Here is a 21,157-nt window from a genome sequence, read left to right on the forward strand (position 1 = left end):
ACGAACCAAGGAGCAACGATGAAGGTCTTCCTCACCGGCGGGTCCGGGTACATCGGTCGGGCCACGATCGCGGAACTGGTCCGGCAGGGGCACGACGTGGAGGCGTTGGCCCGCAGTGAGCGGGCCGAGGACGTCGTCGTGGCGGCGGGGGCCACGGCCGTGCGCGGGGGGTTGGCGGATCTGGAGGTCCTCCGGCGTGCCGCGGCGGGAGCGGACGCCGTGGTGCACCTCGCCCAGGCGACCTCGGGTGAGGAGGACCTGGCCGCGGCCGAGGCGATGATGGACGGGGTCGGCGCGGGCACGTACGTGCACACCGGTGGCTGCTGGGTGTACGGCGACACCGACGGGGTGCGGGACGAGTCCGCGCCGTGGAACCCGCCCGCGCTGGTGGCGTGGCGGAAGTCCGTCGAGGAAGCCGTGCTGGCGCGGGCGGGCGAGGGTGGACGGCCGGTGGTCGTCCAGCCAGGGCTGCTCTACGGCGGCGACAACCGGCTGATCGACCACTTCTTCGTCCAGCCCGGTGTGCGGGACGGCGCGATCCCCTACCTCGGCGACGGCGGGAACCACTGGGCGCTGGTGCACGTCGACGACCTCGCCCGGCTCTACGTCGCCGCGCTGTCGGCGGAGGCCGGGTCGGTCTACCTGGGTGTCGGCGGCGTGGACCCGACCGTGCGGGAGATCGCCGAGGCGGTCGCCCGCGGAGTCGGCCTGGAGGGCAAGACCACGTCGATCAGCCTGGAGCAGGCCCGCGCCGAGATGGGTCCGATCGCCGACGCGTTCGCCCTCGACCAGCGGTTCACCCCCGCCAAGGCCCGCCGCGAGCTGGGCTGGGAGCCGCGCCACACCGACCCGCTCGCCGTCTTCGCCCAGGGCTAGGGCCCGAGGTCAGCCGGTGCGTTCGAAGTCGACCGGGACCAGGGTGTCCGCGAGGTCGTCCAGCGACACGCCCAACGTGCGGGCCAGCGCGGCGATCGTGGGGAACGCCGGGGTCACCAGCCTGCCGGTCTCGATCTTGCGGAGGGTCTCGGGCGAGATCCCGGCCGACTGCGCCACGTCCACGAGGGTGCGCTCACCCCGCGCGTGGCGCAGGCTGGCACCGAGCCGCTTGCCCGCGGCGAGCTGTTCGGCGGTGAGGGGGAGGCGAACCATGCGGCCAGTCTACCCGGTACCGGTATGAAAATACCGACGGATCCGCTAGGGTGGTATTTTAATACCAACCACCGGAAGGACCGCACGTGCTGGAACTGAAGACCCCGCAGGAGGTCGCGTCGATGGGCGTCACCGGCGCGTTCATCGCCGGACTGCTCGACGACCTGGCCCAGCGGGCCGTGCCCGGCGTGAACCTGCTCGACCTCGAGGCCCGCGCCCGCGAGCTGATCGCCGAGCGGGGAGCCGAGTCCTGCTACTGGGACTACGCCCCGTCGTTCGGCCGAGGTCCGTTCCGCAACGTCATCTGCCTCTCGGTCAACGACGCGGTGCTGCACGGCCTCCCCCACGACTACGCGCTGGTCGACGGCGACCTGCTGACCCTGGACATCGCCGTGTCCATCGACGGCTGGGTCGCCGACTCCGCGCGGAGCCTGATCGTCGGCACCCCGCGCCCCGAGGACGAGCACCTCATCGAGGCGACCGAACGCGCCCTCGACGCGGGCATCGCCGCCGCCCGGCCGGGCAACCGCCTCGGTGACATCTCCGCGGCGATCGGCGCGGTCGCCGAGCGGTACGGGTACCCGGTCAACACCGAGTTCGGCGGCCACGGCCTCGGCCGCACCATGCACGAGGAGCCGCACGTGTCCAACAAGGGCCGGGCGGGGCGCGGGCTGGTGCTCAAGCCGGGCCTGACCCTGGCGATCGAGCCGTGGTTCGCCCGCACCACGGACAAGATCGTCTACGACCCGGACGGCTGGACCATCCGCTCGGCCGACGGCTCCCGCACCGCCCACAGCGAGCACACGATCGCCGTCACCGAGGGCGATCCGCTGATCCTGACGGCGTCGAACCACCTCGCGCACCGGCAGGCGTGATCCACCGGGACCCGCCGTGACCGGTCGTCACCCCATCGTGTGACGGCCCTCGGACTTCGCCGCTTGTACCCTCGAGAGCGCCGGTGGGGACCGGCGTAGGGACCGCAGGGGGGTGCGGGATGTGGTACTTCCGGTTGTTCGGACCGCTTCGGGTGGAGCGGGACGGGGTGGAGATCGAGGTGGGGACACCCCAATCGCGAACGGTGTTGGCCCTGCTCGTCGCGCACGCCAACGACGTCGTGTCGACGGGGCGGATGTCGGAGGAGCTGTGGGGGCGGTGCCCGCCCGCGTCGGCGAGGCCGCAACTCCAGGGCATCATCTGCCGGACCAGACGGCTGCTCGGGCGGGAGCGGATCGCGACCGCGAGGGGTGGCTACCGGCTGCGGGCCGAGCCCGCGGAACTGGAACTGGACGTGTTCCGCGACGACGTGGCGTGCGCGCGGCGGCTGCTCGCGGACGGCGACGTCGAGCGCGGCGCGGCCCGGTTGCGGACGGCGTTGGCGCGCTGGCGGGGTCCGGTGCTGGACGACCTGCGGTGCGCGGGTCCCTTGGCGGACGGGCTCGACGAGGTGCGGATGGCCGTGCTGGAGGACCGCGTCGACGCGGACCTGCACCTCGGCCGCGGCGCGCACCTGGTCGGCGAACTCACCGAACTGGTGGCGGAACACCCGCTGCGGGAACGGTTCCGGGCGCAGTTCATGACCGCGTTGGCGGTGTCCGGCAGGCCGGTCGAGGCGCTGCGCGCGTACACCGCCTACCGCCGCACGGTGGTGGAGGAACTGGGGGTCGAGCCGTCCGCCGACCTCCGGGCCCTGCACACCAGGATCCTGCGCGGTGACGCGGTCCGCGGCCGGGACTGGCCGCGGACCGCCGCCCGACATCAGGGGCAGATGCGCAACGAGCTGACCTTGTTGCGGTCCACCGGGTCGAGGTTGCCCTGGAAACCCGGTCCCACGATGAAGATGAGCCCGCTGAAGCCCCCGCCGTCGTAGTAGCACCAGTCCTGGCCCGTGCGGTTCCACACGCTCTCGGTGCTGTTGTTGAGCCCGCGCGGGCCGCTGGAGTCGGCGAGGTCGCCGTCACCCGAGGCGAACGACCCGTACGGCGTGCCGCCGTTGAGGTTGTTGAACGTGCAGCTCCGCGCGGCCGGACAGGAGCTGTAGGCCGCGATGGAGATCGGGTCGTCACCGGTGGCGGTGTAGACCTTCGGTCCGGCGGCGTGGGCCGGGGCGGCGGCGAGCAGCGCCCCCGTCGCCACGACCCCTCCCAGCAGTGCGAGTGCTTTGCGAATCACGATGATTCCCCCTTGGTCGACTAGGCCTTGTGCCTGTGGACCAGGGTGGCCGACCGCGCTAAGTACTTTCTAACAACAACCTTCCTTCCTCCACTGTGGACCGATCACCGCTCAAGGCGAAGCGATCTTGGCGTCCGCCAACGCCTTCGCGACGAGAGCGCGGGAGTCGGCGCTGTCGCGCACGGTGCGGCTCAGCTCGACGTGGAGGAAGACCGTGCCCGCGGTCTTGGCGAGTTGACCTTGGACGTTCTTCTCCCCCTCCAGCCCCGCGCAGACCTGCTCCCACGCCAGGCAGATGGCCAGACCCGCTCGCCCGAAGCCCTCACCGACCCTGGTCGCCGCGTCACCGGCGACGCCCGATCCGGCCGACAGCACGACGTCGTACCCCGGCGCGGACCCGTCGTCGAAACCGTGGACCTGCACCTGTGCCAGCCCGCGCCCGACCAGGTCCGCCGCCACGACGTGGAACACCGAGTCGACCTCGTGGGCGACGTCGGCCCGGCCGCCGCCCGCCCGCCGGTGCGCGCCCGCGATCATCAGCACCGCCCCCGGCGTGCGGCGGAACAGGTCCAGGCCCACCAGCTCCGTCTTCAGGTCGAACGCGGGATGGGGGACCTCGACGGCGAGCGAGGGCGGTGCCGAGCGGTCGACGAGGTAGAGCCCCCACGCCCGATTGGTGCCCGGTTCGCTCCGGATCGCCGTGTACGGCCTGCCGGTCTCCGGGTCGACGAGGTCCACGGCCGTGAACCCCAGCCCCGCCAGGTCGGGGTTCGCGGGCCCGGTCCGGGACACCGCGTCGGCGAAACCGCGGGCCGCCGCGGCCCGTTCGGCGGCGTCCGGTGGCCGGTAGGGCTGGTCCGCGGCCAGCCCGGCGGTGAAGTCCGCGATGCGGACGGCGGGCGAGTTCGGATCCGGAAAACGTTTTCCGGGATCGTCGTCCAGGGCACCGCACGCCACCACCGCGCACAGCACGACCAGCAGGGCGAGGACGGACCGCACAGCCTTCTCGCAGCTCACCGGTCCGGAGGGTACACGGAATCCCTTGCGCCGCTTCACATCCGTGAACTCCGTGGTCACCGCTGGGCCGAACGGGTGGGTCTTGACAGCTCGTCCGGGCCGGACCATCCTGAGCCGAGATAGGAAGGAAACTTTCCTAACTAATTACCCGTGGTGCCGCCGCCGCTCGGGGATCAGCCGGTCCGATCCGATCTAGGAGCGTGCATGCGCACTCGCGGCGCGACATCGTCGTCGACTCCCGAGTCCACCCCGCCGTCGACCCGGCGGCCGTCGGACCGACTCCAGGAAAGACTGCCGGAAGCCGGTTTCCCCCGCGGCGTGGGCGTCCCCTCGGCCATCGGGTTCGTGCTCCTGGTCCTGGTCGCCTGCTTCTGCGCGCTCGCCCTCGGCGCCGGGAGCCCGCTCGCGGTCCACGGCGGCGACTCCCCCGCGGGCGTCGCCGCCGCCCGTCGCCACGACGCCGAGGCGCTCGCCAAGACGGTCGCCGCCTCGGCCACGTCCACCGCCCACGACCTCCGGATCGCGGCGGGCTCGCACGCGCTCGACGACCCCGACACCGGCAGGCTGCTCACCGCGCTGAGCACCGTCTACCCGTCGTGGCGCGGAACGGCGCTGATCGACGCCGGTTCCCGCGCGCTGCTGGCCGCCCGCGGCGAACCCGTCCCGCTGGACGCGCTGGCGGGAGTCGGCCTCGGCCGCCTCACCGTGCGTCCGGTCGCGCGGTCCGGTGACGTGCCCCTGGTGCTGAGCGCGGTGCCGCTGACCGGCGTCCGCGCTGGTCAGGCCCTCGTGGTGACCACCGCGCTGCGCTTGGCGGTGCCACCGTCCGACCAGTTCGTCCGACTCGTGTCGGCCGACGGGACGGTCCTCGGCGACGTCGGCTCGGAGATCCCCACCGACGTGGGCGACCTGCTCCGCACCGCCGCGTCGACCGCCCCGACGGGCTCCGGCGTGCTGACCGGAGCCACCACCAGGGGACCGCGACCGGTCGTGCCGGTCATCGCCTACGCGCCGGTCAGCACCGGGGCGGCCGACGGCGGTCTCGGGCTCGCCGTGGTCACCGCGACCTGGTTGCCCGCCGACGCCGCGCCCGCCCGGTGGCCCGGTCTGGTTCCGGCGGGCGCCCTGCTGGCGCTCGCCGTCGCGGGCACGCTCCTGCTGCGCCGCGGCCTGGTCGCGCCGATCCGGCGGCTGCGGGCCGACGCGCTCGCCGTCGCCTCCGGTGACCGCGACGCCCCGGTGCGCTCGCCCCGGCTCGCCGAAGCGCGCCGGACGGCCGTGGCGCTGGAACGCTGCCGTCGACGGCTGCGCGGCGACCCCGACACCCCCTCCCCCTCCCGACACCGGACCGTGCCCGCGCGGGTGCTGGTCGGGCTGGTGACCGCGGGGCTGCTGCTCTGGTCCGGCGCGGTCCTGCTCACCCTCGGCGAGCAGCGCTCCGACGTCCCGGCCGCCCTCGTCGCCGAGCAGGGCCTGCGGCTGGACCGCTCCGCCGACGCGCTCCGGTCCGGTGTCGCGGGCAGCCTGGCGGAACTGCGGGCGGCGGCCCGCCTCGCCGGGGGCACGCCACCGGACCAACTCCAACCGCTGGTGGACCAACTGGCCGCCGACTCGGCGTTCCGCAGCGTCTACACCACCTCCCGCGACGGCGCGGTGCACCAGCGCGGTGGCCGGAAACCCTTGCGCGACGGCGTTCTCCCGACGGACGGCTCGGGTCTGCACCAGCACAACACCAGTGGCCGCGTGCCCGTCGTGTACGCCTACGCGGGCCTGTCCGGAGGCCGGACGCTCGTCGGCGAACTCGACATCACCCGCCTGGTCGCGCCGCTGCAACCCGCGGGCGCCAGGGTGCGCGTGGTCGACGCCGGTGACCGCACGATCGTCGACACCCGCGGCTACCTCGCGTTCGACCGGCTCCACGACGACGCCCTGCGCGCCGCGACGGCCGAGGTGCGCGACGGCCACTCCCCCGGCCGCGTCGATGGCGTCACGCTGGTCACGGCCCGAGCGGTCGCCCGCACCGGTGCCGCGGCCGCGCTGGGCTGGGTCGTCGTGGCCGAGGACCCGGTAGGGGCGAACAACTCCGTGCGCGACGGGGCACGGGCCGCGGCCCTGGTCGTCGCCGTGCTCGCGCTCCTGCTGGGCGGCTGGCACGAACTGGTGGTCGTGCGGCCGCTGCGCCGGGTCGCCGAGGCCGCGGAACTGGTCGCGGCGGGCTCGCGGGCCGGTGACGGACATCCGCAGCGGCAGGACGAGATCGGCACTGTCGCGTCCTGTGTGGAGCTGTGCGGACGGGAGCTGGCGGCCGTCCCGACCCTCCCGCCCAGACCGGCGCTCGCGCTCGACCGGATCACCGCTCCCCTGGCCGAGCAGGTGGCGAAATGACCTTCCTCTACTGCGTCCTGCTGCTGGGCACGGGATCGCTGCTGCTGGGCGGGATCCTCGAACAGCGCCGCCACTACGCCCGCCTGCACGCCATCCCGCACCGGGTGCTGGTCAACGGCATCCGCGGCAAGAGCTCCATCACCCGCCTGTGCGCCGGGGCCCTGCGCGGCGGCGGGGTGGTCACGGCGGCGAAGACCACCGGGACCGCGGCCAGGTTCATCCACCCCGACGGCGGCGAGGAGCCGGTGTACCGCAAGTTCGGCATCGCCAACGTCGTCGAGCAGCTCGGCATCGTCCGCCGTGCCGCCGCCTACCGGCCCGGCGCGCTGGTGATCGAGTGCATGGCCGTCCTGCCGGAGTTGCAGGAGGTCAACCAGCGCAAGCTGATCCGCTCCACCATCGGCGTGCTGTGCAACGTCCGCGAGGACCACCTGGCGGAGATGGGGCCGACGCTCGACGACGTCGCGCGCTCGCTCTGCCGGTCGATGCCGGTGGGCGGGGTGTGCGTGACCGCCGAGCGCGACCGGCTGGAGATCCTGCGCGCCGAGGCCGCGAAGCGGGACTGCGCGCTGGTGGTGGTCGACCCGGAGTCGGTGACCGACGCCGAGATGAGCGGGTTCGACTGGATCACGTTCAAGGAGAACGTGGCCATCGCGCTGGCCGTCGCCGACCTGCTCGACGTGCCGCGCGGGGCCGCGCTGGAGGGGATGTGGGCGGCCCCGCCCGATCCCGGCGTGCTGCGCGTGCACCACTACCGCGTCGGCGGGGGCGGGCTGCGGTTCGCGAACGTGTTCGCCGCCAACGACCCCGAGTCGACGTTGATGAACATCGACCGGCTGCGCGCGCAGGGCGCCATCGGCGACCCGCTGGACGTGGTGGTCAACTGCCGCCCGGACCGGGTCGAGCGCAACGGCCAGATGGGGGCGCTGGTGCCGCGGATCGCACCCCGGCGCGTGGTGCTCATCGGCGAGCCCACCCGCAGCGCGCGGGCGGCGATCCCGGCGGCCTGGCAGGACCGCGTGGTCGACCTCGGCGGCCACCGGTCCGCACCGGATCTCGTGCGAGACCTGCTCGCCGGGCAGGACGGCGACGACTGGTCCCTGGTCGCCGTCGGCAACATCCACGGCCAGGGCGAACTGCTGATCGAGGAACTGGCGAAGCTGCCGGTCGCGACGATGGAGGGGCACGGATGACCACCGCGGAACTGGCGCCGGAGATCGCGACCATCGGTCTCGCGATCGGCCTGCTGCTGTCGCTCGGCTGCTACCTGGCGACCAACCTGTCCCCCGGCGGCATGATCACGCCCGGCTGGCTGGCGTTGACGCTCGTGGAGGACTACCGCAGAGCCGCGATCATCGTGCTGATGACCGCGCTGACCTACGCGGGCACGAAAGCGTTGCAGCGCATGGTGATCCTCTACGGCAAGCGGCTGTTCGCGGCGGTGGTGCTGCTCGGCGTGGTGCTCCAGGTGTCACTGGTGGTGTTCGTGCAGGCCGACTTCCCGCTGCTGTTCGTCCACCAGACACTCGGGTTCGTGGTGCCGGGGCTGATCGCGTACCAGCTCGTGCGGCAGCCGCCCGGTCCGACGCTGCTGGCGACCGGCGGCGTGAGCCTGGTCAGCTACACCGTGCTCGTCAGCGGTGTCCTCGTCGGCCTCGTCCCGGCGGTGTGACGAGATGGGGGCGACGACGGTGCGGTGGCTGGTGCTGGCCGTGGTGATCGCGGTGTCCGGCACGGCTTCGGTGCACTACGCGGGGCGGGAGCGGGACGAGACGGCGGTCGCCGCGGTCGTGGCGACCTCGGGCGCGAGCCGGGACGGGGGCGGCAACCGGTTCGAGCGGCTCACCGATCCGCCCAGGACGGTGGTCACGACGTCCACCGGTGCGGTGGTGGCGACGCTGACCGACGGCTCCCGCACGGTCGTGCTGACCGGTCCCGCGCGCACCTTCGGCGAACCGAAGCACACCCGTGCCACGGTGACGAGCACGGCGTGGGTCCGGCTCGCACCTCGGCCGTGGATGGCGGGAGCCGAACGGGAGGACTGGTTCGACCCGTGGCTGACCGGCGCGGCGGGCGACACCACACCGGACGTGCTGGCCGTGGCGATGCAGTACGTCGACGGCGCGCCACCCGTGCGAAATGGCGCGGGGCTCCGCGTCGCGGGCGACGCCGCGTTCGCCGAGGACGCCGACGTGGACCGCTACCTGGGTGTCGAAAAGGGGCCGCTCGACAGCGCGGGCCTGGTGCGCATGGTCTTCGGTTACCGCACCGGCTACCCGCTGCGCGGTGACGACGGCGCGGGAGGCGGACTCCCCCGCAGCGCCACGGCGATGGCGGAGACCGGGCCCGGCACCCGCGTCGGCCCGGACACCAGGGACTACTCCCGGCTGCAACCGGGAGACCTGCTGTTCTTCACCGCCACGTCGGCGCGGGTCTCGCAGGTCGGCATCTACCTGGGCATCGACGACGAGGGCCACCGCCGGGTCCTGGCCAGCCGCAAGAGCGCCGACGGCCCGACCTTCGGCGACGACGGCGGCGCGTCGACCCTCGACGGCACGGGCGGGTACGCGCGGACCTTCCGCACCGCCAAACGACTCTGACCCCGACCACCGTGGCAAGATCGGTTCCGTGACGAGTCCCCGAGCCGCCGCCGTCCCGTCGACCTCCCGCGGCTGATGGACGGCGACCGGGTCGACGCGGACCGCCTGCCCGCGGACCTCGTGGCGCTCATCGACGCCCTCGGCCCCGGCGAGAACCTGGTGGTCACCCGCGACGGCGAGCCCATCGCCTCGATCTCCGGCCTGTCCGACGCGGCGCACGCCGAGCCCGTCGAGCTGCCGTCGGCGATCCCCGAGGACGTGAAGGTCGTGGCCACGGCCATGAAGCTGTCGTCGTCGGCGCGGGCGTCGCTGTCCACCCGGCTGGGTCCCGACTACATCGTGCTGGACATGAACGCCGCGCCCAAGAGCGCCGACGTGCTGCTGACCCCACCGGTGAGCCCGCAGCTCATCGGCGGCCTGCGATCGCTGTTCCCGAAGGCGCGGGTGGTCGTCACGGAACTGGAGGACGAGGAGTTCGGGATCAGCTACCAGGGCCCCGTCCGCCGTCTCCTGGACGCCGGGGCCGACAGCTACCTCCCGCCCAGCACGATCCCCCGGCTCGCCGAGCGGCTGACCCACGTCGTGGCCCAGCTGGACCAGCTGGAAGGCAGTGCCTCGACACCTCAGGTCGTCGACGCGCCCCGCGACCGGGGTGTGATCGAAGGCGGATGACCCGCGTGGGCTACGGAGTGGCCCGGCGGGCTCCGCCGTCCATGTACAGGACCGAGCCGAACACGTAGCCGCACGCGTCCGAGGCGAGGAACGCGACCGCGCGGGCGACGTCCTCGGGGGTCGCGACCCGACCCGCGGGCAGGGACGCCCCGGCCTGCGCGATCAGCTCGTCGGCGGGGACGCCGACCTGCTCCGAGCGCGCGGCGAACAGCGTGCGGGCCCGGTCGGTCAGGGTGAGGCCGGGGCTCACGAGGTTGACCAGGACGCCGTGCGGGGCGAGCTCGTCGCTCAGCGCGCGGGTGGCGTTGTGGACGGTGATGTTCGCCAGGCTGGTCGGCAGGTTGTCGGCCGTGGGACTGGTGCCCGCGCCGCCGGAGACGTTGACGATCCGGCCCCAGCCCTTGGCCTTCATGTGCGGGGCGACCAGCTGCGCGAGGCGCAGGTAGCCGTGGAACTTGAGTGCCAGCGCGTCCTCGATCTCGGCCCGGCTGACCTCGAGGACGTTGGCCATCCCCGCCGCGCCCGCGCAGTTCACCAGGACGTCCACGCCGCCGAACGCGTCCGCCGCCGCCTGGACGGCCGCGGCACACCCCTTGTCGGTCCGCAGGTCGCACGCGGCCCACGCCAGCGCACTCCCGTCGTGCTCGGCGGCCAACTCCTTCAAGCGTTCCTCGTCGCGGCCGATCGCCACGACCCGCGCGCCCTCGGCGAGCAGCAGCTCGGCGACCGCGCGGCCGATGCCCCGGCTCGCGCCGGTGACCAGCGCCGTCCTCCCGGCCAGTCCCAGGTCCACGCCGCTACCTCGCCGATCCCGAAGCGATGATCATCACGGCCCGAGCCTAGCTCCCCGCCCGCACCCACCGGGCCCGCCGGTGGACCACGAGGTACGATCGGGGCACTGGAAGTAAAAACGCGTGGTCAAGGCCATGCGCGCACACGCGGTATCGACCGATCCGCCACTTCTTCACCACGAAGGAGTGTGCTGTGGACGTTCGCCGCTCGGGTGTCGACACCCCGATCCCCCTCCCACCGCGATCCCTCCGCGAAGCGCGCGTGGCGCTCGCCGGGCTGTCGGCGGTGTTCCTGTTCGAGATGCTCGACAACTCCATCCTCACCGTCGCCCTGCCCAGCATCGGCCGTGAGCTGTCGGCGTCGACGACCGCGCTCCAATGGGTCACCGGCGTGTACGCCGTCGTGTTCGGCGGGCTGATGCTGGCCCTCGCCGCGCTGGCGGACCGGGTGGGCCGCCGCAAGGTCATGCTGGTCGGTCTCGCGCTGCTGGCCGCGGCCAGCCTGGCGACCGCGTTCGTCACCACGGTCGAGCAGCTCATCGCCGTCCGCGCGGCCATGGGCGTCGCGGCGGCGATGACGACACCGGGCTCCCTCGCACTGGCGTTCCGTCTGTTCGACGACGACGGGCTGCGCGTCCGGGCGACGGCGCTGATCTCGACCGTGGGCCTGGTGGGCCTCGCGGTCGGGCCCGTGGCGGGCGGGTTCGTGCTGGCGTTCGCCCCGTGGCAGGTGCTGCTGCTGGTGAACGTGCCGGTCGCCGCGCTCGCGTTCCTCGGCATCCGCCGCGGCATCCCCGCGGACCGGGCGGACGAGTTGCACCGCGACCCGGTGGACGCCGTCGGCGCTGTGCTGGGCACGGCCGCGATCGTGCTCGCCCTGGTCACGCCGACGCTGTTCGTCGACGGGGGCGCGGGTTCGCCGCTCCCCTGGCTGACCGTGGCCGCCGCCGTCGTGGTGGCCGTGCTGTTCGTGGTTCGCCAGCGCACGGCCCGCCACCCGCTGCTCGACCTCGCCCTCGTGGCCAGGCCGCTCGTGTCGAGCGGCCTGGCGTTCAAGGCCGCCGCGAGCCTGGCGACCGCGGGACTGGGCTACCTCGTGACCCTGCAACTCCAGCTCGACCTGGGCTGGACGCCCGGCCAGGCCGCGCTGGGGATGCTGCCGCAGGTCGTCGTGCTCATCGGCGGCGGCGCCCTCATCGGCCCGCTGGTCACCCGCGTCGGTCTCGACAAGGCCGCCTGGCTGAGCGCCGGGGCGGTCGTGTGCGGGCTGGCCGTCTACGGGCTGCTGGGCCGCCTCGGCTACCCGTGGATCGCGCTCGCCCTGGTGCTCGTCGCGGCGGGCATGCGCGTCGTCGGGGTCGTCGCGGGCACCAATGTGATGCGCGGCCTGCCCACGGGCCGGACCACCGTCGGAGCCGCGCTGGTGGACACGGCGGGCGAGGTCGCCACCGGCCTCGGCGTCGCGGTCGCCGGGACCATCCTCGCGGCGCTGTTCACCGGCGAGGTGGCCACGGCGACCTGGACGGCCGCGCAGACCGCGGAGTTCCGCCAGGGCGTCACCCTGGCGGGTCTCGCGCTCACGGTCGTGGCGGCGCTCCTGGTGGGCTGGGGTTTCCTCCGCGCCCGCCGCGTCCCGTCACCGTGAGCCGTGCCGCCGGGCGCGCACCAGGTGCGCGTCCAGCGGCAGCGGGTGGGTGTCCACGACCTCGAAACCGGCGTCGGCGAGCAACGCCCGGTACTCCGACGCGGTCCGCTCGCGGCCGCCGGTGTTGCAGAGCATGTGGACGTCCCACGGGATCGACAGGTCGTCCGCCCCGCCCGACGCGGGCAGCAGGCGTTCGACCACCAGCAGTTCCGCGTGGTCGGGCATCGACCGCGCGCACGCGGCGAGAATCGTTCGGCACCGGTCGTCGTCCCAGTCGTGCAGCACGCGCGAGAGCAGGTAGACGTCTCCGAAGCCGGGAACGGACTCGGTGAAGTCGCCGGGGACGAGGGTGACGCGGTCGGCGACGTCGGCCAGCCGCTCCCGTGCCGCGGTCAACGCGTGCGGGCGGTCCATCAGCACGCCGTGCAGCGCGGGGTTGGCGTGCAGGACGCGGGACAGCAGCTCACCGTTGCCGCCCGCCACGTCGACGACCGTGCGCGCGGTGGAGAAGTCGAAAACCCTGGGCACACCGGCGAACACCGCGTTGCTGGACGCCATCGACCGGTGGAACAGCTCGGCCAGGTCCGGGTCGGCGGCCAGGTGCTCGAAGTGGTGGGAGCCGAAGACCTTCGCGTAGGACTCCTCGCCGTCGCGGACGGAGTCGGTCAACGCGCCGAACGACCGGTAGAACGGGCCGCCGTACATCAGCGCCAGCGGGCGCATCGAGCCCGGCTGGTCGGAGCGCAGCAGCGCGCCGAGTTCGGTGAGGCCGTGGCGCGGGCCCGCCGTGCGCACGACGCCGAGGGCTGTCAGGTAGCGCAGGAGCCGGACCAGGCTCGGCCGGTCGGCGCCGGTGGCGGCGGCGAGGTCCGACACGTCGTCCAGCGTCTCCAGGTGGTCGAACAGCCGCAGTTCGGCGGCGGTCGCGACGGCCCGCGTCGCCCACGCGCCGGTCAGCAGGCGCAGCAGTTCGGTGCCGGCGCACGACTCGCGCTGGTGGGTGGCGAGCAGCCGGGGGAACCGGCCGGCGCAGACCAGTTCCAGCCTGCGGAACGACGGGGCGGCCCCGTGCGCGTCGCGGAAGTAGAGGACTGTGGAGTCCTCGTGGCCGTTGTAGCCGCCGCCGTCCGGGCGCATCGCGGTGGCGATGCTCGCGCGGAGTCCCCGCAGCACCACGGGATCGGGCCGCCGGACGGTCACCGCGAAGTGGCTCTCGCGACCGGTGCGGCGTTCGTCCTCGGCGATGTGCGCCAGTTCCGGCGGCGTCGCCATCGCGAACAGCTCCACCTCGCGCGGCAGACCCGTGCGGTCGGTGACCGGGACGCGCAGGATGCGCACGTCGAGGTCGTCGGACGGCACGCCGTAGCGGCTGCTCAGCCGTTCGCGGACGACCACGCTCGGCGTCGCCGGGCCGACCGGGAAGCCTTGCGCCGTCAGCTCTTCGGCCAGTCCGTCGAGGGTCTCGGGGAAGATCAGCAGTGCGACGTGGTCCAGGGTGACGTGCCCTGCCAGGGCGGTGCGGTGGTCCTCGTCCAGCGAAGGCAGGGCTGCGGCGAGCGCGGACGCGGTGTCGGTGGCACCGAGCAGGGCGATCGCCGCGGTGACGCGGGCGAGGTCGGCTGTCGCGAGCGCGGGTGTTGTTGTCGAGATCATGGTGGTGTGTCCCCGTTTGGTCAGATGCCGACGTAGTGCTCGGCGAAGAAGTGCTGGTGGGCGTCGGAATCGCGCAGGCTGTCGAGCCGCGCGTGGCGCAGGCCGCGCTGGAAGTCGGCGGAGCCGTCGGTCGGGCCGTGCAGGAGGTCGATCATCCAGCGGGAGAACTCCTGCGCCCGCCAGATGCGCGGCAGGCAGGTGCTCGAGTACGCGGCGAGCGCGGTGTGGTCGTCGTGGTGCAGCGCGGCGACGAGCGCGCGGGCCAGCAGTTCGGCCTCCATGATCGCCAGGTTGGCGCCCTTGGCCGCCGACGGGCTGATCGCGCTGGCCGCGTCGCCGACGAGGAACAGCCGGTCGTGCTGGATGGGGTCGACGACCTCGGAGCGCAGGTGCACGATCCGGCGTTCGGTGATCCGGCCCCGCCGCAGCGGGCCGAACTCCGCGGTGCGCATCCGGACGTCCAGCGCGGCCCAGATCCGGTCGTCGGTCCAGGCTTCCGGGTCGTCGTCGGGCGGGACCTGGAGGTAGTAGCGCGTCACGTCGGGGCTGCGCGCCATGTGGCCCGCGAACCCGTCGTCGTGCAGGGCGTAGGTGACCGCCGCCATGCTCTGCGGGGCTTCGGCGAGCACCGCCAGCCAGGCCACGCCGTGGTCCTGCCGGTGCCTGGTCACCGACTCCGGCAGCGCGTGCCGGGTCACGCCGTTGCTCCCGTCGCACCCGGCGAGGAACCGGCCTCTCGCCCGGCCCGTGCCGGTCGCGTCGCGGTAGCCGATCGTGGCCGTTCGCGCGTCGACGTCGGTGACCGTGACACCGAACCTCAGGTCGCCACCCCGGTCCAGGTACTCCTCGATCAGGTCGGAGACCAGGTCCTGCTGCGGGTAGACCGTGTGCGCCTCACCCCGGCCCCGCCGGGAGTAGTCCACCTCGAACTCGCCGTCGCCTCCCCGGAACGCGCACACCCCGTGTGTTCGTCCTCTGTGGAGCATCCCCGCGCCGAGCCCGTGCTCGGCCAGGACTCTCGCGCTGTGGGGCCCGAGGAACCCGGCTCTCGCTCTGGTGAGGACCTGCTCCCTCTGCGCCCGCTCGACGACGAGTGTCTCGACGCCCGCGCCGCGCAAGAGGTTGCCGAGCACCAGTCCCGACGGCCCCGCGCCCACGATGAGCACGGTTGTGTGGTCGTCCACGCCTGCCAGTCCCTTCTCCGCCCCGGACGCGGGCCGCGCCCGGTCCCTGTGCGGCAGCACTGGACATCACCGGCCGAGGCCGCGACCCGACGGCTCGCCGACGCGGCGGAGATGATCACTCCATCGTGTCGGCACGAGCATCGCCAGGCGGTGCGGGGAACCGGATATTCCGTCCGATGCGGACTAAAACGCCGGTTCGGGAAGGGTTCGGAACGACGAAGCCCCGGCCGGGAACGAGCCCGGCCGGGGCGAGGGGGAGGTCGGGGCCCGTCAGGCCCGGCTGATCGACGCCGCGACCGCGCCGAGCAGCAGGTAGACCACGCCGCTGGACAGGTCGAGGCGGCGGCGCGCCTTCGGCGTCTTGCGGATGCGGCCCGCCAGCACGCTCGCCAGCAGCGCGTACGTGCCGTCGCTCAGGATGCCGAGCACGATGAACCCGATGCCGAACAGCAGCAGTTGCACCGCGACCGAGCCGCGGGCCGGGTCGACGAACTGCGGGAGGAACGCCACGAAGAAGACCAGCGTCTTCGGGTTGAGGATGTTGACCAGCACGCCCTGGCCGAAGATGCGGGCGTTCGACATGGGCGGCGGCTCGGCGACCGAGCCGTCGTCGGTCTTCTGGAGCCACAGCTTCTGCACGCCCAGCCACACCAGGTAGGCCACGCCGACCCACTTCACGATCTGGAACGCCGTAGCCGACGCCAGCAGCAGCGCGGACATCCCGAACGCCGTCAGCAGCACGTAGAAGATGGACCCGACGTGGACGCCGAGCACGGACAGCAGTCCCGCGGCCCGGCCCTGCGCGACCGTTCTGGTGACGATGTACACCACGGCAGGTCCGGGGACCACCAGCAGCGCCATCGTGGCGGCGGCGAATAAGAGCAGTGTCGAGATCGTGGGCATGTCGTCCTAACCAGCCGTCGGTGACAGTGAACGGGTGAACAGCCGGCCGACCCCGAGGTCCGGGTCGTGCACCCCCGCCAGCCGCAGGCACTGCCACAGGCAGGCCTGGTTGGAGGTGACGACCGGGACCCCCAGGTCCCTCTCCAGCGGTTCGACGGCTTCCAGACTGCGGAAGCCGCTTCCCGGCACGAGTATGCCGTCGGCGTGCGCGGGCAGGGAATCCCGCGCCTGCCGGTACACCTCCTCCGGGCGCACGTCCCACTGCCCGCCGAGGTCCCAGATCTCGTAGGTGTCGCGGTCGCGCCAGCCCGCACCGAGGTCGAACCGCATCTGCCCGGCGAACGGGTGACCCGTGTCCGCGAAGTACTTCTCGGCCGCCGCGTAGCTGGTCGCGGTGAACCACGGCGGGCTCACCAGGTGGGGCCGGGAGATGCCCAGCGCGCGCATCGCGTCGAGCATCGCGAGCGGGGCGGTCGTGACCGGCGTGCCGCCCGCCCGGAGGGTGGCCTGCTCGCAGAACCGCTCGTCGAACCCCGCCCCGGCGAGGAAGCTGCTCGACCCGAAACACAGGCAGATGACGTCCAGCCGCAGCTGGCCGAGGTGCTCCAGCCCCCGCGCGATGTCCGGGGAGTCCGCGAGCGCGGCGGCGTGGTCGCCCTGGAAGTCCGAGCCCGGTTTGCGCGGGCTCTCGAACCGGGCCGCGTACACGGCGACGCCGGGTGGCGCCATCGCCTGGATCTCCGCCTCGGGGACGGGATCCTTGTGGATGACGAGGATCCCGATGCGGGCCCGCCAACCCCAGCCGTCGTCGGTCACTTCGCCGCCCTGGCCAGGTCCCACACCTGCTCGGGGATCGACTGCCGCGCCTGCTCGACGGTCTCGTCGTCGAGGATCGTGTCGTCGAGCTCGCCCGCGAAGAAGCGCTCGTAGGCCGTGAGGTCGAAGTGACCGTGCCCGGACAGTCCGAAGAGGATGGTCTTGGAGCGGCCCTCCTCCTTGCAGCGCAACGCCTCGTCGATCGCCACGCGGATCGCGTGCGTCGACTCGGGCGCGGGCAGGATGCCCTCGGAGCGCGCGAACTGGACGGCGGCCTCGAAGCAGCGCTTCTGCGTGACCGCGGTCGCCTCCATGATCCCGTCCTCGACCACGCGGCTGACCAGCTGGCCCATGCCGTGGGCGCGCAGGCCGCCCGCGTGGAAGGTCGGCGGGACGAACCCGTGCCCGAGGGTGTGCATGCGGAACAGGGGCGTGAGACCGGCGGAGTCCGCGTAGTCGTAGGCGATCGTGCCCCTGGTCAGGGTCGGGCAGGCGGCGGGCTCGGCGGCGATCACCCGGACGTCCTGGCCACCGCGCAGCTTCGCGCCGAGGAACGGGAACGACAGCCCCGCGAGGTTGCTGCCACCGCCCGCGCATCCGACGACGATGTCCGGGTAGTCGTCGGCCAGTTCGAACTGGCGCAACGCCTCCTGGCCGATCACGGTCTGGTGGCCCAGCACGTGGTTCGCGGCGCTGCCGAGGACGTACCCGAGGGAGTCGTCGGTCGAGTGCGCCTCGATCGCCTCCGAGGTCGCGATGCCCAGGCTGCCGGGGGAATCCGGGTGCAGCGCCAGCACCGCGCGGCCCGCCGCGGTCTCCACGCTCGGGCTGGGCACGCAGACCGCGCCGAACGTCTCCATCAGCGACCGCCGGTAGGGCTTCTGCTGGAAGCTCACCTTCACCATGTACACCTTGGCGGACATGTCGAACATCGCCGCGCTCTGCGCGACCGCGCTGCCCCACTGGCCGGCGCCGGTCTCGGTGACCAGACCCCGCTTGCCCGCCTGCTTGTTGTAGTACACCTGCGCGACCGCCGTGTTGGGCTTGTGGCTGCCGGTCGGCGCGACGCCCTCGTACTTGTAGTAGATGCGCGCGGGGGTGTCGAGCAGCGCTTCGAGCCTGCGCGCCCGGAACAGCGGCGACGGGCGCCACTGCGCGTAGATCTGGCGGACGGGCTCGGGGATCTCCCACTCGCGCTCGGTGCTGAGCTCCTGCTGGATGATCGGCTCCGGCATCGTGTGGGCCATCTCGTCCCTGGTCACGGGGCGGCCGGTCGCCGGGTTGATCGGCGGGTGCAACGGAGGCAGGTCCGCGGCCAGGTTGTACCAGGTCGTGGGGATGTCGCCTTCGTCAAGCAGGTACTTGATCCGGTCGACCATCAAAAACCTCCATAATTCGCGTCACGAGACGTCGTCGTGGTGGCACGCGGATAATCCCGCGGCTCGAAGAGGGCAGGCTGCGCCGTACGGTGGGCGCGCCTTCAGCCCATAATCGACCCGACCGCAGCGACGTTAAGACCATGTTTCGGGGCCGACAAGGTCCAACCAGGTGACGGCCGAGTGAGTGAGCATCACACGTGACAGCGAATCGACCAACCACGGAGCGTGTACGACGAGCCCCGCACACCACACTACCCCACGCCCCACTCTGGGCAGTGTCGACGCTGGTCGAGACGTTGCGTCGAGCGCCATACCCACGCCGAAACATCGCGGCGAACAGCGTCACCCACGGTGAGCGACCTGAGACGGTGCAACCGCGGAAGTATGGGCCATTGGGCGGGGAACACGGCGGAATCCTGTCACCGACAGTCGTATTAACAGTATGAATTTAATGTTGCCAGGCACTCGGCTACTACGGGTTTGCGCAATCGATCAATGTCATCGAAGTGAATTTCTGTGTTCCAGCGAATGGGGCTTGCCGTGCGTCGGCGGTTCGTGTTGTATCGGGTTTCGGACACGGCGTTGCGATTGATTCCGAGCGCCGCCCCCCTCTTCTCATCCGATTTTCGAATTTGTCGACGGCATTCTGCCGATTCCTCTGGGACAGGTGGACCACACGGTGGCCTTGCGAAGTCAGGTCGTGCCCGCGCTGCTGGAGCACGCCAGGACCAGCCCCTCGGCGCCCGCGATGCTCTGGCGCGGCGCGCCCGTCGGGTACGGCGCGCTCGCGGCGATGACGCGGTCGGCGGCGGCGGTCGTGGCGCAACTGCCGGCGGGACCGGTGAGCGTGGTGGCGGAGAAGACGCCGGAGACGGTCGCGCTCGTCCTGGGCTGCCTCGCGGCGGGCCGCCGGGTGCTGCTGCCCGCCGCGACCCTGCCCGTGGACACGGTGAGCGGGTTGCACGACCGCGCGGGCTGCGTGGCCGTGCTCGCCGCCACGGCGGACGGCACGAGCAACGCCGCGCGGCTCACCACCCACGTCGTGGACGTTCACGCGGCCCCGTCGGACCAGGCGATGCCGGACGACGCCGACGAGGTCGCGTTCCTGTTGACCACATCGGGTTCCACCGGCGTCCCGAAGATCGTGCCGCTCACCTCGGTCGCCGTCGAGCGGTTCGCGCTGTGGGCGGACGAGGAGTTCGACCTCGGCCCCGGCAGACGGGTGCTGAACTACGCGCCGCTCAACTTCGACCTGTGCCTGCTGGAGGTCTGGGGCACGTTGCGCGCGGGCGGCTGCGTCGTGCTGGCCGACCCCGAGCGCGCCACGGACGGCGTCGCGCTGCTGGACCTGCTGGTGTCCCAGGACGTGCACGTGGTCCAAGCGGTGCCGCTGTTCTACGAGCTGCTGCTCGCGGCCGTCCCCGGCGCGCGGGTCGACGGGGTGGACCGGGTCGTCGTCACGGGCGACGCGTTCCGGCCCGACAGGCTCCCCGCCCTACGCGCGCTGTTCCCCAACGCCCGCGTCGACAACGTCTACGGCTGCACCGAGACCAACGACAGCTTCAGCCACGAACTCCGGCCCGGCCTGACCGAGATCCCGATCGGCACTCCCCTGCCGGGGGTGCGCGCCCTGCTGGTGCGCGAGGACGGAACCGTGCTGCACGGCCCCGGCGTCGGCGAACTCCTGGTCACCACGCCGTTCCAGACACCCGGCTACCTCGACTCGCCGGACCGGTTCACCGCCCACCCGGAGGGCGCGGACGACCTGCGCTACTTCCGCTCCGGCGACCTCGTGCGCCGCACGGCGGACGGCTCGCTGCTGCTGGAGGGGCGGACCGACTTCCGGGTCAAGGTCCGCGGCCAGCAGGTCGACACGCTGGCGGTCGAACAGGTGCTGCTCGACCACTCCGGCGTCCTGGAGGCCGCCGCGGTCGTCGTGCCGGACCAGCGCGCGGGCAACCTCCTGCACGTCGTGGTCCGCACCGACGGGTCGGTGAACAGCCTGGTGCTGCGCAAGCACTGCGCCGAACGGCTGCCGCCCGCCGCGGTGCCGTCGACGCTGCGGGTCTCGAAGGACCCGCTCCCCCGCACGTCCACCGGGAAGGTGGATCGCAAGCACATCACCACAACCATGGAACTGGTGATCTAGGTGGACCACACGGCCGTCATCACCCGCTACATCGTGGACGAGTTCGTGCCGGACATCGGCGTCGACGAGCTCACCGCGGACTACGACCTGTTCGCGGGCGGCGTCATCGACAGCCTGGCGCTGCTGAGGGTCATCGACTGGCTCGGCACGCGGTTCCAGCTCAGCCTCGACGACGTCGAGCTGTCCCCCGACAACTTCCGCACCATCGACGACATCAACGCGTTCATCGGCACCGCCGGCGCGCAGCAGTAGAAAAGGGGTTCACCACGATGATTGTTCGCACCATCGACGACGCGAAGGTCGTGGACTGGGGCAACGGCCTCAGCCGTCGGTTCCTGCTCGCCGGCGACGGCCTGGGGTACTCGATCACCGACACCATCGTCACCGCGGGGACGAAGTCCCGGCTCCAGTACCGCAACCACCTCGAGGCCTGCTACTGCATCGAGGGCGCGGGCGAGGTCGTCGACCTGGAGGGCAACAGCTTCCCGTTAACGCCCGGCACGTTGTACGCGCTGGACAAGAACGACGCGCACTACCTGATCGCCTCGCCGGAAGCGGACCTGCGGCTGGTGTGCGTGTTCAGCCCGGCGCTGCACGGCGACGAGCGGCACTCGTTGGACGAGCCGGAATTCTCCCACTACTGAT

21 protein-coding genes are annotated in these 21,157 nt (G+C 72.5%); 12 read left to right on the top strand and 9 right to left on the bottom strand.

Going from position 1 to position 21,157, the window contains the following annotated elements; translation table 11 throughout:
- The first annotated feature begins 18 nt into the window (after positions 1–18).
- Entirely contained in the window at positions 19–876 is an 858-nt protein-coding gene (locus ACFWW9_RS28125; protein ID WP_390384030.1) for an NAD-dependent epimerase/dehydratase family protein, read from the top strand.
- A 9-nt stretch (positions 877–885) separates the two neighbouring features.
- Here ACFWW9_RS28125 and ACFWW9_RS28130 read toward each other — a convergent pair whose 3' ends face one another.
- Positions 886–1,149 carry a helix-turn-helix domain-containing protein gene (locus ACFWW9_RS28130; protein WP_390384032.1) on the bottom strand — a complete coding sequence of 88 codons (264 nt, stop codon included), beginning with the start codon at positions 1,147–1,149 and terminating at the stop codon, positions 886–888.
- A gap of 86 nt (positions 1,150–1,235) precedes the next feature.
- On the opposite strand from ACFWW9_RS28130, the gene map reads away from it, so the two are divergent.
- Together map and ACFWW9_RS28140 are read left to right on the top strand one after the other, a co-directional pair.
- The gene (map, locus tag ACFWW9_RS28135; protein WP_390384034.1) at positions 1,236–2,024 is read left to right on the top strand and encodes a type I methionyl aminopeptidase; all 789 of its coding nucleotides are present in this window, start codon (positions 1,236–1,238) and stop codon (positions 2,022–2,024) included.
- Positions 2,025–2,203: 179 nt separating this feature from the next.
- The gene (locus ACFWW9_RS28140) at positions 2,204–3,016 is read left to right on the top strand and encodes a BTAD domain-containing putative transcriptional regulator (protein WP_390384036.1); all 813 of its coding nucleotides are present in this window, start codon (positions 2,204–2,206) and stop codon (positions 3,014–3,016) included.
- On the opposite strand, the gene ACFWW9_RS28145 is transcribed toward ACFWW9_RS28140, so the two are convergent.
- The gene (locus ACFWW9_RS28145) at positions 2,905–3,318 is read right to left on the bottom strand and encodes a peptidase inhibitor family I36 protein (RefSeq protein WP_390384037.1); all 414 of its coding nucleotides are present in this window, start codon (positions 3,316–3,318) and stop codon (positions 2,905–2,907) included. The two genes, ACFWW9_RS28140 and ACFWW9_RS28145, sit on opposite strands and share 112 nt — an antisense overlap.
- 111 nt (positions 3,319–3,429) lie before the next feature.
- On the bottom strand, positions 3,430–4,335 hold the full coding sequence (locus ACFWW9_RS28150) for a hypothetical protein (RefSeq protein WP_390384039.1): 906 nt from the start codon (positions 4,333–4,335) through the stop codon (positions 3,430–3,432).
- A 204-nt stretch (positions 4,336–4,539) separates the two neighbouring features.
- On the opposite strand from ACFWW9_RS28150, the gene ACFWW9_RS28155 reads away from it, so the two are divergent.
- The 5 genes from ACFWW9_RS28155 (at position 4,540) to ACFWW9_RS28175 (ending at position 9,992) form a co-directional block, all read left to right on the top strand.
- A complete protein-coding gene (locus tag ACFWW9_RS28155; RefSeq protein ID WP_390384041.1) occupies positions 4,540–6,720 on the top strand; it encodes a HAMP domain-containing protein in 2,181 nt (726 codons plus the stop codon).
- Positions 6,717–7,913, top strand: a complete 1,197-nt coding sequence (gene pgsB / locus ACFWW9_RS28160) for a poly-gamma-glutamate synthase PgsB (protein WP_390384043.1) — start codon at positions 6,717–6,719, stop codon at positions 7,911–7,913. The genes ACFWW9_RS28155 and pgsB overlap by 4 nt, the downstream gene beginning before the upstream one ends.
- The gene (locus tag ACFWW9_RS28165) at positions 7,910–8,392 is read left to right on the top strand and encodes a poly-gamma-glutamate biosynthesis protein PgsC/CapC (protein WP_390384044.1); all 483 of its coding nucleotides are present in this window, start codon (positions 7,910–7,912) and stop codon (positions 8,390–8,392) included. Before pgsB ends, ACFWW9_RS28165 begins: the two co-directional genes overlap by 4 nt.
- 4 nt (positions 8,393–8,396) lie before the next feature.
- On the top strand, positions 8,397–9,320 hold the full coding sequence (locus tag ACFWW9_RS28170) for an NlpC/P60 family protein (protein WP_390384046.1): 924 nt from the start codon (positions 8,397–8,399) through the stop codon (positions 9,318–9,320).
- A gap of 75 nt (positions 9,321–9,395) precedes the next feature.
- Positions 9,396–9,992, top strand: coding sequence for a hypothetical protein (locus ACFWW9_RS28175; protein WP_390384048.1), 597 nt, complete (start codon positions 9,396–9,398; stop codon positions 9,990–9,992).
- A 10-nt stretch (positions 9,993–10,002) separates the two neighbouring features.
- Here ACFWW9_RS28175 and ACFWW9_RS28180 read toward each other — a convergent pair whose 3' ends face one another.
- Positions 10,003–10,785 (bottom strand): SDR family oxidoreductase, encoded by a 783-nt coding sequence (locus tag ACFWW9_RS28180; RefSeq protein WP_390384050.1) that lies wholly within the window; start codon positions 10,783–10,785, stop codon positions 10,003–10,005.
- Positions 10,786–10,976: 191 nt separating this feature from the next.
- Between ACFWW9_RS28180 and ACFWW9_RS28185 the strand changes: the two genes are divergently transcribed.
- Positions 10,977–12,428, top strand: a complete 1,452-nt coding sequence (locus ACFWW9_RS28185; protein WP_390384052.1) for an MFS transporter — start codon at positions 10,977–10,979, stop codon at positions 12,426–12,428.
- Here the strand turns inward: ACFWW9_RS28185 and ACFWW9_RS28190 are convergent.
- The 5 genes from ACFWW9_RS28190 to ACFWW9_RS28210 form a co-directional block, all read right to left on the bottom strand.
- Positions 12,420–14,081: a methyltransferase gene (locus tag ACFWW9_RS28190; RefSeq protein WP_390384054.1), complete on the bottom strand. Its 1,662-nt coding sequence runs from the start codon at positions 14,079–14,081 to the stop codon at positions 12,420–12,422. The two genes, ACFWW9_RS28185 and ACFWW9_RS28190, sit on opposite strands and share 9 nt — an antisense overlap.
- A 20-nt stretch (positions 14,082–14,101) precedes the next feature.
- Complete coding sequence (locus ACFWW9_RS28195; protein WP_390384056.1) at positions 14,102–15,325, bottom strand: 4-hydroxybenzoate 3-monooxygenase; 1,224 nt, start codon at positions 15,323–15,325, stop codon at positions 14,102–14,104.
- A 210-nt stretch (positions 15,326–15,535) separates the two neighbouring features.
- Complete coding sequence (locus tag ACFWW9_RS28200) at positions 15,536–16,168, bottom strand: LysE family translocator (protein WP_390384058.1); 633 nt, start codon at positions 16,166–16,168, stop codon at positions 15,536–15,538.
- 6 nt (positions 16,169–16,174) lie between these two features.
- A complete protein-coding gene (locus tag ACFWW9_RS28205; RefSeq protein ID WP_390384060.1) occupies positions 16,175–16,984 on the bottom strand; it encodes a hypothetical protein in 810 nt (269 codons plus the stop codon).
- On the bottom strand, positions 16,981–18,363 hold the full coding sequence (locus ACFWW9_RS28210) for a TrpB-like pyridoxal phosphate-dependent enzyme (RefSeq protein ID WP_390384062.1): 1,383 nt from the start codon (positions 18,361–18,363) through the stop codon (positions 16,981–16,983). Before ACFWW9_RS28210 ends, ACFWW9_RS28205 begins: the two co-directional genes overlap by 4 nt.
- 679 nt (positions 18,364–19,042) lie before the next feature.
- Between ACFWW9_RS28210 and ACFWW9_RS28215 the strand changes: the two genes are divergently transcribed.
- From ACFWW9_RS28215 to ACFWW9_RS28225, 3 genes are read left to right on the top strand one after another with little or no spacing between them, the layout of a single operon-like run.
- Positions 19,043–20,512, top strand: a complete 1,470-nt coding sequence (locus ACFWW9_RS28215; RefSeq protein ID WP_390384064.1) for an AMP-binding protein — start codon at positions 19,043–19,045, stop codon at positions 20,510–20,512.
- On the top strand, positions 20,513–20,764 hold the full coding sequence (locus ACFWW9_RS28220; protein WP_390384066.1) for a phosphopantetheine-binding protein: 252 nt from the start codon (positions 20,513–20,515) through the stop codon (positions 20,762–20,764).
- A 17-nt stretch (positions 20,765–20,781) separates the two neighbouring features.
- Positions 20,782–21,156 carry an ectoine synthase gene (locus tag ACFWW9_RS28225; RefSeq protein WP_390384068.1) on the top strand — a complete coding sequence of 125 codons (375 nt, stop codon included), beginning with the start codon at positions 20,782–20,784 and terminating at the stop codon, positions 21,154–21,156.
- The last annotated feature ends 1 nt before the right edge of the window (position 21,157 follow it).

The sequence above is a fragment of the Umezawaea sp. NPDC059074 genome (assembly GCF_042738955.1).
In the GTDB taxonomy this organism is placed as follows: domain Bacteria; phylum Actinomycetota; class Actinomycetes; order Mycobacteriales; family Pseudonocardiaceae; genus Umezawaea.

What these genes read in the sequence shown, in the direction of transcription:
- ACFWW9_RS28125 (WP_390384030.1), top strand. Translation starts at nt 19, where the DNA reads ATGAAGGTCTTCCTCACCGGCGGGTCCGGGTACATCGGTCGGGCCACG.
- ACFWW9_RS28175 (WP_390384048.1), top strand. Translation starts at nt 9,396, where the DNA reads ATGGACGGCGACCGGGTCGACGCGGACCGCCTGCCCGCGGACCTCGTG.
- ACFWW9_RS28170 (WP_390384046.1), top strand. Translation starts at nt 8,397, where the DNA reads ATGGGGGCGACGACGGTGCGGTGGCTGGTGCTGGCCGTGGTGATCGCG.
- ACFWW9_RS28130 (WP_390384032.1), bottom strand. Translation starts at nt 1,149, where the DNA reads ATGGTTCGCCTCCCCCTCACCGCCGAACAGCTCGCCGCGGGCAAGCGG.
- ACFWW9_RS28165 (WP_390384044.1), top strand. Translation starts at nt 7,910, where the DNA reads ATGACCACCGCGGAACTGGCGCCGGAGATCGCGACCATCGGTCTCGCG.
- ACFWW9_RS28200 (WP_390384058.1), bottom strand. Translation starts at nt 16,168, where the DNA reads ATGCCCACGATCTCGACACTGCTCTTATTCGCCGCCGCCACGATGGCG.
- ACFWW9_RS28155 (WP_390384041.1), top strand. Translation starts at nt 4,540, where the DNA reads ATGCGCACTCGCGGCGCGACATCGTCGTCGACTCCCGAGTCCACCCCG.
- pgsB (WP_390384043.1), top strand. Translation starts at nt 6,717, where the DNA reads ATGACCTTCCTCTACTGCGTCCTGCTGCTGGGCACGGGATCGCTGCTG.
- ACFWW9_RS28190 (WP_390384054.1), bottom strand. Translation starts at nt 14,081, where the DNA reads ATGATCTCGACAACAACACCCGCGCTCGCGACAGCCGACCTCGCCCGC.
- ACFWW9_RS28225 (WP_390384068.1), top strand. Translation starts at nt 20,782, where the DNA reads ATGATTGTTCGCACCATCGACGACGCGAAGGTCGTGGACTGGGGCAAC.
- ACFWW9_RS28210 (WP_390384062.1), bottom strand. Translation starts at nt 18,363, where the DNA reads ATGGTCGACCGGATCAAGTACCTGCTTGACGAAGGCGACATCCCCACG.